We start from the raw sequence: 13,632 nt of genomic DNA on the forward strand, positions 1-13,632 counted from the left end.
CTGTACGGCAAGCCATTTTCGCCAAGACAAAAAAAGGCACCCTGCTCAGGTGCCTCTTTATTAAAAAAGCATTACCTAGCTAACGCTTACTCCGCTCCCACCAATTAACTTTTTGGACAGAGCCTGTGGTAGTTTCACCTAAACCAGGATCAACCAGCTCGTCAATGTCGTCGTCTTCAACAACAGATGGGCCCGAACCACTGGCATCAAACGCCTCTGAACCGATGATCAATATTTTCTTTGTTCCGGAATCATTATCTGGATCATCATCGTTATCAATCTCGATAACCACAGGCGGCGCACTGATACCCGCTCGACTCAAGGTCAGTCTCGCTGCTCGTCCAGTTACTAAGTCGATCTGATAGAGGAACGACGTACCAACGCCATTTTGACAAGCGCGATCGCCTACTGCTTCAGGCGAATAACTAACGGCGAGCACTTGTCCATCATCTGTCAACGTTGGGTTCAACATCTTTTCGGCATTTGCCGCATCTAACGCAATGTGAAAACCATGATAGTTCTCGCCTTGAACAAGCTCTTCTTCTCCATCTTTAATAATTGTGTCAAAGAATTCGAGGTCATCGGAATTTTCCTTACTAGGCAATACAGAATCATCAATCACGTCAGTTACTGATGCGTCAAACCTATCTTCTACGTATTCGTACGTAACACCAATAGGTTGGTCTTGATTGTTCAGCTCATATTTGGGACGAGACACATTGCGGTCGAAAACAAAATAGAGGTTATTCTCGGCTACTTCATCATCGATTGGATGAGGCCTGTTTCCCGAACCAGCCACAATATTGTAACGCGCAAAGTCACTTTCAGAACGAGCCGTCAACGAAATATCCAATGGATTGAAGAAACGGCGGTTATCAGCAATATCACTAAGGTGAGCGATAATGCCACCAGACACCTCATTGTTCTCATCTACGCCATCGCCATTATCTCCGTGGGTGATGTCATTTTCATCCACCGTAATCGTGACCGCCGATGTGCTCGGATCAACGGATGTGTCAATGTCACCTGAAAAGTCAAATCGCCAAATTCTACCTGCCACATCCAAGGCGTACATGAAGTCCGCTATGCCATCAAAATCGCCATCGATCATAGTAGGAGGTGTTGGAAAGCTGTGATTCATCTCATCATTGGTATACCAACCATGCTCAGCGCCTGAAATATCAGCGCCAACTTGACCTTCTTTACCAGCCACCCACAGAAGTTTTCCGGAATCTCGATCGACCATATAGATGGCATTACCTTTGACCGTACCCGCAATATCCGTTAACGCCTTCTTGGCCTTTCCGCCCCCGGTTGTCGTTACTTGCTCGTCGTACGCTAGATCATAACCACCCGCAAGAACCACCACTTTTCTAGGAGCGCAGTCTTCATTTTTAGCGCAATAGTTGATCGTGGCGGTGACCGGCTTGGCCCAGGTCTGTCCAAGACGTGTCAATACGTCATCGCTCACGGTCCATTTTTTCTTAATAGGGCTGCTACTTTTCTTAGCATCAGTCAAATCAAGGGCGAAATAGTTCTTACCGCCTCGGCGCTGACCTACAAACATTTCCACCGCGGTAAGTTTTCCATCGGCATCCCGATCAGCCTCAATCAGCATCTCGCCGTCAACTCCATAGCGATGGCTGGATAGACCCGATTCGTCATCATTAAAATAGTTTCCTAAGTTTCTGAAAAGACTCGGGTCAGGCACGTACGACCACAATTCATCACCGGTCTGACCATTAAACGCATGAATAAGACCTTGGTTGGTTGATGCAAACAACACGTCTTGAGGCGCGCCTTCAACACCAAAGTCAATTACGAATGGCGTACCGTGCAAACTCTCGCCCAAGAAAAAATTTGGGCCAGTCGATGCTCCACCAAGCTCTTGCTCTACGTCCTTACCGAATGTCCAGTCGATGATATCAAGGCGATTTTGCGCTAATTCCGATAACGTTCCAGCTGGGGCAGACCCAGGCACCGTATTGGAACCCACTTCTCCAATATTAATGTTAGCGGTGGTTACTTTGGTTAAAAAGTCCGTTGTACTGGTTAGCTGCGGAACCGCACCCGTGGCATTTGCATCTAAGCTAGCGTAAATCTTACGTGGAGGGGTGGTCAAACGCCTTGCTGCGCCACCTTTTAATACGTCAGACCCGTCCGCATCACCCGTCGTCCACTCACTGACCGCTCCGTCTGCGAAGAATCCATCTTCACCGATGGCCTTATTGCCGTTTTGATCAATGATTTCCCCGCTGCTATTAACCTTGTACTTCTTAAAGTTTCCGTTCCAGCGGGTCGTATCACGAGGCTTAAACACGGCAAAGTATAAATCGTTTCGGAACTGCAATCGGTTGAACGCATTCACGGCCACAGCCGGTGCAACAAAACTGTCGCTAGAAACTTCGCGAATATCGCGCAAAATACTTCTGAACGCGGTTACCAAGGTATCGACATCGCTCGCGTCTTTATGTTGTGAATCTAACAACGCTCCAGCGCGTCTGCCAGCGTTTGACGCCGCCTTTAATCTGTCATTACCTGTGGTTCCAGCTAATGCATACCCAACGGTGTAGGTGTATACACGATTCGTCTTGCCCAAGGTGCTGTTAACATTATTGTTAGCCATAAAACCGGCAAGTTCATCCAAACACCCTCCACTTTCAGAGGTACAATTTGAGTCGTTAATACTGCCATCAAGGGCTTTAATTGCATTTCGAACATTTGAACTTGAATCTGACGTGGGCGTGCCGTCCGAAAACAAGATGATACTGTTGTCTTGACACACCTTGGAACCAGAGCCTCCAGTGTCTTTAATCGGTGAAATAAACTTATCAGTATCATCATCAATTGCTTGAGGATCGTTGATGTCGTAACTAATGTATTGGATATCATTAGAGTAGTACTGGGTTCGATTGGTACCCGAGTCTCTAACTATTCTCTTATCTTGTGTAGCATTGATCGGCTTCTCCCCAGCGAAGTACAAGTAAGATGTATACAGTGATTCCTGTAACGGTGTGCTGCCACTGGCTGGTAATGCCCTAACTGAAGCTTTCAAGTCTGTTCGAACATCAGTACCATCTAAGTCTCTTATTCGCTCAATGACAGAACCACCATTCGAAGTATTGAAACGCGCGATCCCAACATTGGCATTTTGCATACCTTCAATAATGAGCTCAGTCGCGCGTTTCAAGGTCTCAATTCGCCTGATACAGTGATAAACAAGACCGTCGTTATCTTCAATGTACTTATTCGAATTCGAATCCACGCTACAAAATGCACTCGTACTCGAATAACCGGTGGTAGAGAGCTTAATGGGCGTTGAGGTTAAAAAGTCCAGCGCGTCCATTTGCAAATACTCATGGTATTTAGCCGTGACAAGGTATTTTTCTGGAAATTCCGTCAAATTCCAATTCAACACATCAGGGTTACTGGCACTGGACACAAAGTTAGGCTCACTCGGGTCCGTATGAGTGGATTCACTGCGTTGAGGCCATTTTTCCGTGGTAGCACTCGCGCCACCACCGTGCTCACCGTAATCATTAGAACACTCGATTGACACAAACGAATAATCATTTCCGGTGACCGATTCTACCCAATCACCCGCGGCTGGAATAACAGTGGGATTAGAGACGCATTCCTGCGGATGCTCAAAAGTGGCTTCAGCCCATTTATTATTATTGTTGTTGTTGCCATTAACGCGATAATAGAAAATCTGTATACCGGTAATGTCGAAGCCCGTTGGTACGGTTTCTCCACAATATTTCAGTGTGTTACCGCCGACTTCACCCCCGCAACTGTTTATTGAGTCATTCGAATTAACCACCCCATTCCCAGTGATGTCCACGCGGTTGTTAGAGCTATCAAGATAATAAACTCTAAATATGCTTCTCTTTTTACCTATAAGCTCAATCTTTAACGTCCTTCCAGGTTGAATAACCCCTGTAAATGAAGTCAGCTCAACGAAACTCTGTTTTGGACTACTTGAAATTGAATCAGTTCCTGAAACACCAGCCTCGCAATCTTGATTTGGAATTGACTCCGAGGGCTTATACTGCCATTGCGCTAATTGATCAAAATACTCCGGAACTAACGCATTGGACGCGTCGGCAAAAAAATCCGTTGCCGCCTTACAGTTATTTTCAGACTCAGCTATTACCTGACCACTGAACGTACGATCCGATGTATAGAGATACAGGTCTTTACTGGTCGTTGTGAAATCATCCGGATTGAAGGGTGGTTTTGCGACTGTGGTCGATTGGGGCTCAGCATCGTTCATACTGCCTGACGTATCGAGCAGAAATAAAATATTAGGTTTGAACTCCGTTGGCGTCAGACTTCCATCGCCTGTCAGGCCCGCAAAGATACCGATATCTTCTGCTTGGGCCGCACCAACGAAAAAGGACAATTGAAACGCCACCAAAGAGACTGATAGACGCTTTAAATATAAACCTAATTGACTGTTCATAATACTAAGTACCAAGTTTCATACTGCTGTTAATCATTAACAAGCTGACTGCTAATTCGGCGTTATTCTGTTGATCTAAAGGCAACTCTATAGGCAACAAAGAACGCTCATAAATTTTTCGAGATTAAAAGGACGAAAACGCAAACTGTTGATTTTGCCCAGAACTTATATTTGTCCCCTTGTATCCGGTATTCATCTCCAATTCCATCAGGCTGCATTTTTTAACGCCCCCAACGGTGTTGTTGTACAAGGGGCACTGTCCTTCTCTGGTAAGAACCAGTTCTTTATCGAACAGTGGGTTCGACGTAATTTCCTGAAACCCAGGATCCAAACCAATAACACCCCCGACATCAGTGGGTTGCGCGGCTTCAGAGGACGTTGCCTTGAGCGCACGACTCCCGGTCGTTGTGCTAGCAACACCAAATGTTTCGTCAAGTCGAATTGCGTAAAATAAGGGTACCGTACCCTTTTCAGTTGAGTAGTAGCTCAGTTGATCGTCTATTTCACTTAATCCAGCATTGAAGACTTCTAAGCGAAACTGGTTATTGCGAACCATAAGTGCTTGCAAATTACTGCTGTCGGTCGACGCCAAGCCTAACAACGTCAGAGCAAACAACACCGTCAACACCATGATCAGGGCTACGCCGTTTTGCCGAGCGGCAAATTTCTGTTTTGGGAAGTGAGCAGAATAGGTTTGTCGTGAAATATTCATGTTTCGTCCGCATTAGGAATGATGTTAGGGAGGAAGATGGTGGTCGAGACCGACTGTCGAAGCACAGCATCATTGGCCGTAAGGCTGCCATCAAGCGCCGTGTAGGTTCGGCTCTTCTTATTTTCAGTGTTTTGTGAGCCTGCGACCTCTTCTTGGGTATTACTAAACACAAGCCCAATCTTAATCGCTCGCAACCCAGACACCTTGGCCGGTGCTGGATCTAAGTTTGCGTAGGACACATAACCATCGATTAACCCATCTGAATCAGAATCCAATCCGTATTGAACCTGAAGCATTTCTACGCCATCAATCAACGGCACGGCATTGCCAGACGCGACGTGACCGGTAAACGTGTTAGAGACATAATTAAGGCTTGCTAGATAGGCTGCGCAATACAATGAAGACACACCGTCGTCTTCCGGGTCTGCGATGTAATAGACTTGAACCACTTGCTGCTCGAAGGTAATGTCGGTGCCTGTGCAGGTTTTTCCTTGATTGGATATATATTCAAATGCCGCCACGTCAGTCGCGGAAATGATGGCGTTCTTACCGGCCGTGCCCGTCTTGTGTTCTGCGTTATTGACATTGCAATCTTTATTAGCACAAATAGCTTCACGGAAGACCCCTTGCGACAAGGTTGCGGTCTGCGGGTCTTTGCTGGTGTTTGAACCTGACAACCGCACCGAAGAGGCCAATATTTCCAATGCGAACCTCGCATTTTCTTGAATCGTGTCCTCCGCCCCTTGATTGGATAAGGTCCTCGCCCCAGAGAGCATGAAGGTCAACGCCACAGAGCCGACCATCAAACTGATCAACAAGCCGATCATCAACTCGACCAAGGTGTAGCCGTGTTGCGAATGTCTAATTTCAGAACTAATCATCAGTTATTCCTCATCAAGTCGCGTTAGAACGCAAACCGCAAACAATAGACATCAAGACTTGAGGCGACATCTCTGTCATCCACCAATCCACACAAGTCAGTTTTGACGTTCTTAGTCGACGCAATATCTGTATTTGATTCAGCCTCTCGAGACAACCACTCCATGACAAGAACAAGGTCCCCATTAGGAGTGTAGTTGGCTCCACCAATGGTGAGCGCTGACGGAGTTACTTGACCCAGAGCAACCTCAAGGTTTGTCACCCCCACGTTTCCATCTGCCACGACACTGGACTGAACGGCTAGGCCATCATTAGGATTACAAAAAACGTCCCAAATGTCGTAGTGGACCATCTCATCCACATTGCATTGATCGCTCTCATCGCCTGAGGTTTCAGCACAAATCTTCGATGGCTTCTTAAACACTCCGCTAGATTCGCATTTAACCAATCCATCGTTAGTATCTTTTCCAATGTTGTTATACTCGTTGCCAATGGCGGTTTTATACTTATCAACCGCCCCCCTGTTAGCACGAATGCGATCAGCGAACTCCTGAGCTTTCCACAAAACCACGGATCGCTGCTGGCTATCACCACTTGACACCAATGAGGTTAACTGTAATGACACTAACCCCAAAGCCCCTAAGGAAAATATAAAGAGAGCAACCACGGCTTCTACAAGAGTGGCACCACGGGCTCTGTCCATACGTGAGGCATCTAACTGAAATGTATTAATATTGGATTTCATAATGTTAATGTAGCGTGTATCGAAACAACTCACGACAGACCTGTTGATAAATGGATTTTAAAACCTGACAAAAGGTTGAACACAACTAAATTCGAGCGTATTTTTCACAACACGCAGCCCTTCTAGCGAGCCTATTTGGCGTTTGTCAATGTACTTTTGAATAGACCAGGAATGGGACAAAAATTGCGAAGCATTTCAAGTGAGGGGCATGACTAAATTAATCGCAACTAAATTAATCGCAACTAAATTAATCGCAACTAAATTAATCGCAACTAAATTAATCGCAACTCTATTAATCGCAACTTTGGACATTCGCTCCTAACGTCGATGTATTAGGCCTCATCACTAACCGCCCTGTTGCTGCAATTTCAATGCGCTGTGAGTCAACAGCATCACCAACCGCCTTACAAATGGTGAAAACGATCGGAGTCGACGCGGCCTCAGTAAGCCTACCCTGTGAGTCAAACCCAAAACAACCGTCGTTTTCGCTAGACCGATAGACGGAGCGTTGCTCAGCGATGCTTTGAGTTGCCTCTAATGTTGATGTGCCTGCGTAGGAAGCTAACGTGAATGCCGGGACGACCGTTGCACCAATCGTAATGGGGTCCTTGGTCGTATTCCAGCAAACCCTTGAAGCAGCCGCATCCACAGTCATTGCCAAAGAGCGAGCTGAGACAACAATTTTACTGAAGCGTTGCATATCAGCTTTGATAGACTGACGCTCCATGAATCCGGTAAACGTTGGAGCGGCAAAACCGGCAATACCAGCAATAATTGCAATGGCCACAATCAATTCCAACAGCGTATAACCATCATTTCTATTTAACTTCTGACTGACCATGATGTTCACTCTTTGCGATTTAATTTAGCGTTTACTTACTTGTGATGCCAACCAGCGTTACCATCCCAGGTCTTTTCTCCCCGACTGTTTAGCACCAAAGTGCCATCTCCAGCCTGCGAGCCCGATGGTGTTGCAGTTAGTTGAATACAACGTTGAATGGTAGAACTAGTACAAACCGCTGCAGCGATTGTGTATAAGCCTCTCGAAGTAGCAACCGAAGCGCTACCGTAACCGAGGTCCCTCAAATCTGTAGCGTACTGGCGTTGGCGCAACACATATCGTTGTTGTTGATTCATAACCTCAGCTAACGTCTCCATCGCGTCTGTTCGATTGGCTCGTACTACGTGCTGAGTGTATATAGGGCGTGCGACCGCCGTTAAGATGGCAATGATTGCGACAACAATCATGAGCTCAATAAGTGTGAAACCATTTTGGCTAGTATGCATTACCTACCTCTTCCAATAATCTTTTGCCAACGCCCCATAATCCCACTATCCACGGAAAAATCACCTAACAGCATCTTTAACGGTGTGAATTGGCGGATAAGTGGCAATAGTTTAACCAATCCGCAGTTCAATCGGCAAAGAAAATGACACGTTCTCAATGGGTCCATTAGCCTCATTAACAACGGTCCCACCCCATGCTTTTACCTGATCGATAACCTGCTTGACCAGTATTTCGGGGGCTGACGCTCCAGCGGTGATGCCAACAACATCCACCCCACTGAACCACTCACGTTGAATTTGCTCAGGCTGGTCTACTAAATAGCTGGGAACACCGATGTTTTCAGACAGCTCACGCAGCCTATTGGAATTAGAGCTGTTTGTGGAACCAACAACAATGACCACATCTGCATCTCGCGACAATGCCCTGACCGCATCTTGACGATTTTGGGTGGCGTAGCATATATCGTCCTTTTTCGGCCCTTGAATGTTTGGATACCGACGCTTAAGGGCATCGATAACAACCATTGTGTCGTCAACAGACAAAGTGGTCTGCGTAACGTAGGCAAGATTTTCTTCATCAACCACACGGAGATCAGCAACATCGCCAGGCTCCTCAATGAGGTGCATGCCTGAGTCAGCCTGACCTAGTGTGCCCTCCACTTCTGGGTGCCCTTGATGACCAATCAATACGACTTCGGTGCCACGATCACGATACCGTTTCACCTCCATGTGCACCTTGGTAACCAAGGGGCAGGTCGCGTCAAACACCTTCAACTCTCTACCGGCAGCTTCTTCCTGAACGGCTTGAGAGACCCCATGAGCACTAAAGATGACGGTCGAACCATCTGGAACCTCATGAAGCTCCTCCACAAAGACGGCGCCCTTTTCCTTCAGCCCATCAACCACAAACCGATTGTGAACTACCTCGTGACGGACATAAATAGGCGCGCCAAACAATTCCAATGCGCGCTCAACGATATCGATCGCTCGATCTACACCAGCACAAAAGCCCCTAGGGTTAGCGAGAAGAATTTTCATGTGAATCTGCCTCAGTCAATGGTTTCGTATTTAAAAATGGTCTTTCAAACGCTTCAGCTATCAATAGCCCTGCACCAATAAAAATCGCAATATCCGCCACATTAAAGTGAGGGTAGTGCCAATCTTTATAAAACCAATGTATGAAATCTACTACGTATTGATAAATAAGCCTGTCGGTGGCATTGCCAAGCGCACCAGCAATTATCAATGAGTACGCGATGGCTAGATGGCGTTCGTGCGATTGCAGCTTTGCAATTAAGACGGTTAATACGACGGAAACCACCAACGCTAGGCCAACAAAGAACACATGCTGAATTCCACCCAGACCACCTAAGAACCCAAATGCTGATCCCGTATTGTGTGCCAAGGAAAAATCAAATATAGGCAGAATCTCCACCACACCATACCTCAGTATGTGTTCAGCCCAATACTTACTGGCTTGATCGATTGCTATCACCGAAACCGACAGCCACAACCACTTCAATTTAGTCATATTCTACAACTTCGCCTTTTTACAGCATTTTACACAAAGACATAAATGGACCCTCTACACCTCAGTAACCGTGCACGAGAGCCAATCAACAACCCGCCGAGTGAACTAGGCAATAATCCGCGGTTCGCCCTCGCCATCCACATTTTCAACGCATCGTCCGCATAACTCAGGATGATCAGCGATCGATCCAACGTCCGGTCGCCTGTGCCAACATCGAACACACTTTTCATCTTCGAGCGCAGACACAAGCAATTTCAACCCAGTTACGTCTGTTGGCACAGCACTCGATGGCGCTGCGGACAAGCTTTTTAAATTTGCTGCGGATGTAATCAGAATGAATCGTAACTCATCACCCACTGACGACAATATTTCATGAGTGCTCCCATCGGCATAAAGTTCCACGCCGGCATCGAGAGCCGAGCCTATTTTTCCGTCAACGCGTAACAATTCAATTTGCTTTGCGACCTCATTCCGAATTGCGATCAATTGAGCCCAATTATCATCTGCCGCCGAGTCCAGCGGCACACTATCTAAAAATTCGTATCGTGTAGCAAACAGAACAGACTCCTCTCTGTCCCCAGCCATATGCCCCCAAATCTCTTCGGCAGTAAAACTGAGAATTGGGGTCAACACTCGAACCAAACTTTCCAATATATGCTGCATCGCCGTTTGTGCAGACAGACGGGCTTTGGAATTAGCTTGAGTGGTGTAGAGCCGGTCTTTTAAAATGTCCAGATAGAATCCACCCATATCGACGACGCAAAACTGATGCAAGCGCTGGTAGATTTGGTGAAATTGATAATTTTCATAAGAATCTTCAATCTGCTTCTGCATATTGGATGCTAGACGCAATGCCCATTGATCCAAACTTAGCATATCCTCATAGGCCAATGCCTGGTTCGGCTCAAAGCCACTTAAATTGCCAAGCAAATACCGGGTTGTGTTCCTAATGCGGCGATAGGATTCCGAAGTCCGTTGTAGTATCTCTTTAGAGATTGTCATTTCGCTTCGATAATCAGTGGCGGCAATCCACAATCTCAGAACATCCGCCCCCAAGGAGTTAATCACCTCTTGCGGTGCCATGACATTGCCCAACGACTTTGACATTTTCTTGCCATCCTTATCGACCGTAAAACCATGCGTTAGCACTGTTTTATACGGCGCCTTTCCAGTCATGGCAACGCTGCTCAGCAAACTCGATTGAAACCAGCCTCGATGCTGATCAGATCCTTCTAAATACAGATCCGCCGGACCCTGAAGTTCCTCTCTAGCGTTAACGACACTGTTGTGCGTCACACCAGAATCAAACCAAACGTCTAACGTGTCTGTCACCTTATCGTATTGATCGGCCTCGTCACCAAGCAGCTCTGAGTCATCAAGGTCATACCAAGCTTGTATACCTTCTTGCTCAATCCGCTGCGCCGCCAGCTCCATCAACTGAACCGTATCAGGGTGCATCTTACCGGTCTCTTTATGTAAATAGATTGCAATCGGCACCCCCCAATTCCTCTGCCGAGACACACACCAATCAGGCCGGCCTTCAACCATTGTCTTAATGCGCGCCTTACCCCAGTCGGGCTCCCAATCTACCGTGTCGATCGCTTTCAGAGATTTATAACGCAGCGCTTGATCGCCTTTTAAATACTCCATACCGATGAACCATTGCGCCGTCGCACGGTAGATCATGGGTGTTTTATGACGCCAGCAGTGTGGGTAACTGTGCTCATATTCCACGTGCTTAAGTAGCGCACCTCGTTCAGCCAACACCTCAATCACATGAGGGTTAGCCTTAAACACAAACTCTCCGGCAAACAGTTCCGTAGATTCTAGGAATGTGCCGTTTGAGCCAACGGGGTTATTTACAGGAATATTGTATCGTTTACCAACCGCGAAATCGTCCCCACCATGAGCTGGCGCTGTATGAACCGCGCCAGTACCAGCCTCGATAGTGACGTGATCACCCAAAATAGCCGGCACCAACTTATCGTAAAAAGGATGCTTAAGATTTAATAATTCCAAGGCCTGCCCCTTAAAGCGAGCCAAAACCTCGATATCCCCTTCTATTTCATACCGCTCCAGCGCCGATGTCATTAACTCTTCAGCCAAAATCAGCTGTTCATCGCCCACATTCACAAGCACATACTCAAGCTCAGGATGAAGTGACACCGCCTCATTCGCAGGCATAGTCCATGGTGTGGTGGTCCAGATAACGACAGCCGGCATTCTTAATAAATCGAGCGAAACGCCTACCCGACTTGCTAAGTCCGCTAGGTCCGCTACGTCAAACTTCACGTCGATGGCGGGCGAGACCTTATCTTGATATTCCACCTCGGCTTCAGCCAGAGCCGACCCGCACGCTGGACACCAGTAAACAGGCATCAAACCGTGGTACAAATGCCCCCCTTCCACGATCTTCGACAAACTGCGAACAATGTTTGCTTCAGTTTCAAACGCCATCGTCAAATAAGGGTTCTCCCAATCGCCCTGAACACCTAAGCGCTTAAAGTCCGCCTTTTGCGTCTCAACCTGTCTTTGAGCGTATTCGCGGCACTTTTGGCGAAATGTCTTTTTATCAATTTTTTGCCCAGCCTTACCGTGCTTTTTCTCCACTTGAATTTCAATAGGCAGACCGTGACAGTCCCACCCGGGCACGTATGGGGACCGCATCCCTTGGAGGTTGCGAGACTTAACAATAATATCTTTAAGAATTTTGTTAACAGAATGACCGATATGAATATTACCGTTGGCGTACGGTGGGCCATCGTGCAGGACATAAGTAGGAGCATCGGCGCGTTGCGATTGCAGGTTATGGTAGGCATCAATTTCCGACCATTTCTTTAAAATTTGCGGTTCGCGATTCGGTAAACCAGCTTTCATCGGAAAGGCGGTTTTGGGCAAATTAATGGTGTCTTTATACTGACTGCCGGGTTTGTCTTTACTCATTTTTAAGGTCGTTCTACTGAAAGCGTATGTTTTTTGCCTACTGCCCAAGATGAACAATAAGTATTATTCGGTATAACCCTTTATTCTAAGTTACTTAGGCCCAACCACCAATCACTGATGGCAGCAATTTCACTCTTTTATCGGAGTTTTAACTGAATAGAGACCTAGCCTTGGCCGCATCTAGTCCAATTTGCTGTTTCAAAAGCTCGAAACTCTCAAATTTCTTTTCATCGCGAATTTTTTCGAGAAAAGTAACCTCGAGAGTATCTCCGTAAATTTGAGCATCAAAATCAAAAATGTGCACTTCCAACCGGTTTTCATTGCCATCAACAGTAGGTCGCTTCCCTACATTCGCAACTCCATTTAAAACACCATAGATTGAATGCGTCACCGTCACCGCAAACACGCCTGAAATCGGGACTTGAAACTGTGACAGAATCAAGTTCGCGGTCGGAAAACCTATTGTTCTACCTAATTGCTGACCTTGCTCTACTTGCCCGTTAATAGTATATGACCTACCAAGCAACTGACGAGCCAAATCGAAATCTCCTTCTTCTAGCGCCACTCTTACTCGTCCGCTACTGACTCTATCACCGTAAATTTCAAACGTGTCATGTGCTGTCACGTCAAAACCGTACTTTTGCCCGGACGCTTGCAACAACAAAAAGTCACCAACCCTATTTTTCCCAAAACGGAAGTCGTCGCCGACACACAAATACTTAACACCCAGCCCATCCACCAACACTTCTTTCACGAAGCCTTCAGGGGAGTAGCTCGCAAACGACGCATCAAAATCAATACACAACACTCGATCAACGCCCAGCTCAAACAATAATTGCGCTCGCTCTTCAATGCTTGTCAGTCGAGGAACAGACCGTGGCCGAAAGAACTCCTTAGCCAACGGCTCAAACGTAATCACCGTTGAGGGGGCGTCAAGCTCATGACTCTTATCAATCAAGGTAGAGATTACGTGTTGATGACCCTTGTGCACACCATCGTAGTTTCCGATTGACGCAACACTTGGACGGTGGCTTTCTAGTAACTTGGGTAAGCCTCGAATTAGTTCCATT

Annotated in this window: 10 protein-coding genes; all 10 read right to left on the reverse strand. The window is 46.7% G+C overall.

Annotated elements, in window-relative coordinates; translation table 11 throughout:
- Positions 1-79 precede the first annotated feature (79 nt).
- The gene (locus ABWW54_RS14255; RefSeq protein ID WP_353413110.1) at positions 80-4,465 is read right to left on the reverse strand and encodes a pilus assembly protein; all 4,386 of its coding nucleotides are present in this window, start codon (positions 4,463-4,465) and stop codon (positions 80-82) included.
- 124 nt (positions 4,466-4,589) lie between these two features.
- A complete protein-coding gene (locus ABWW54_RS14260) occupies positions 4,590-5,177 on the reverse strand; it encodes a pilus assembly PilX family protein (protein ID WP_353413112.1) in 588 nt (195 codons plus the stop codon).
- A complete protein-coding gene (locus ABWW54_RS14265; RefSeq protein ID WP_353413114.1) occupies positions 5,174-6,058 on the reverse strand; it encodes a PilW family protein in 885 nt (294 codons plus the stop codon). Before ABWW54_RS14265 ends, ABWW54_RS14260 begins: the two co-directional genes overlap by 4 nt.
- A 23-nt stretch (positions 6,059-6,081) precedes the next feature.
- A complete protein-coding gene (gene pilV, locus ABWW54_RS14270; RefSeq protein ID WP_353413116.1) occupies positions 6,082-6,801 on the reverse strand; it encodes a type IV pilus modification protein PilV in 720 nt (239 codons plus the stop codon).
- A 292-nt stretch (positions 6,802-7,093) separates the two neighbouring features.
- Positions 7,094-7,642 (reverse strand): prepilin-type N-terminal cleavage/methylation domain-containing protein, encoded by a 549-nt coding sequence (locus tag ABWW54_RS14275; protein WP_353413118.1) that lies wholly within the window; start codon positions 7,640-7,642, stop codon positions 7,094-7,096.
- Positions 7,643-7,677: 35 nt separating this feature from the next.
- Positions 7,678-8,088 carry a type IV pilin protein gene (locus ABWW54_RS14280; protein WP_353413119.1) on the reverse strand — a complete coding sequence of 137 codons (411 nt, stop codon included), beginning with the start codon at positions 8,086-8,088 and terminating at the stop codon, positions 7,678-7,680.
- A 111-nt stretch (positions 8,089-8,199) separates the two neighbouring features.
- Entirely contained in the window at positions 8,200-9,126 is a 927-nt protein-coding gene (gene ispH / locus ABWW54_RS14285) for a 4-hydroxy-3-methylbut-2-enyl diphosphate reductase (protein ID WP_353413121.1), read from the reverse strand.
- On the reverse strand, positions 9,107-9,619 hold the full coding sequence (gene lspA / locus ABWW54_RS14290) for a signal peptidase II (protein WP_353413123.1): 513 nt from the start codon (positions 9,617-9,619) through the stop codon (positions 9,107-9,109). The genes ispH and lspA overlap by 20 nt, the downstream gene beginning before the upstream one ends.
- 105 nt (positions 9,620-9,724) lie before the next feature.
- The gene (gene ileS / locus ABWW54_RS14295) at positions 9,725-12,562 is read right to left on the reverse strand and encodes an isoleucine--tRNA ligase (RefSeq protein WP_353413125.1); all 2,838 of its coding nucleotides are present in this window, start codon (positions 12,560-12,562) and stop codon (positions 9,725-9,727) included.
- 148 nt (positions 12,563-12,710) lie between these two features.
- Positions 12,711-13,631, reverse strand: coding sequence for a bifunctional riboflavin kinase/FAD synthetase (gene ribF / locus ABWW54_RS14300; protein ID WP_353413127.1), 921 nt, complete (start codon positions 13,629-13,631; stop codon positions 12,711-12,713).
- Position 13,632 lies beyond the last annotated feature (1 nt).

It is taken from the genome of Arenicella sp. 4NH20-0111 (assembly GCF_040366405.1).
In the GTDB taxonomy this organism is placed as follows: domain Bacteria; phylum Pseudomonadota; class Gammaproteobacteria; order Arenicellales; family Arenicellaceae; genus Arenicella.

Excerpts from the sequence above, each read along its gene's own strand:
- ABWW54_RS14255 (WP_353413110.1), bottom strand. The coding sequence starts at position 4,465 with ATGAACAGTCAATTAGGTTTATATTTAAAGCGTCTATCAGTCTCTTTG.
- ABWW54_RS14260 (WP_353413112.1), bottom strand. The coding sequence starts at position 5,177 with ATGAATATTTCACGACAAACCTATTCTGCTCACTTCCCAAAACAGAAA.
- ABWW54_RS14265 (WP_353413114.1), bottom strand. The coding sequence starts at position 6,058 with ATGATTAGTTCTGAAATTAGACATTCGCAACACGGCTACACCTTGGTC.
- pilV (WP_353413116.1), bottom strand. The coding sequence starts at position 6,801 with ATGAAATCCAATATTAATACATTTCAGTTAGATGCCTCACGTATGGAC.
- ABWW54_RS14275 (WP_353413118.1), bottom strand. The coding sequence starts at position 7,642 with ATGGTCAGTCAGAAGTTAAATAGAAATGATGGTTATACGCTGTTGGAA.
- ABWW54_RS14280 (WP_353413119.1), bottom strand. The coding sequence starts at position 8,088 with ATGCATACTAGCCAAAATGGTTTCACACTTATTGAGCTCATGATTGTT.
- ispH (WP_353413121.1), bottom strand. The coding sequence starts at position 9,126 with ATGAAAATTCTTCTCGCTAACCCTAGGGGCTTTTGTGCTGGTGTAGAT.
- lspA (WP_353413123.1), bottom strand. The coding sequence starts at position 9,619 with ATGACTAAATTGAAGTGGTTGTGGCTGTCGGTTTCGGTGATAGCAATC.
- ileS (WP_353413125.1), bottom strand. The coding sequence starts at position 12,562 with ATGAGTAAAGACAAACCCGGCAGTCAGTATAAAGACACCATTAATTTG.
- ribF (WP_353413127.1), bottom strand. The coding sequence starts at position 13,631 with ATGGAACTAATTCGAGGCTTACCCAAGTTACTAGAAAGCCACCGTCCA.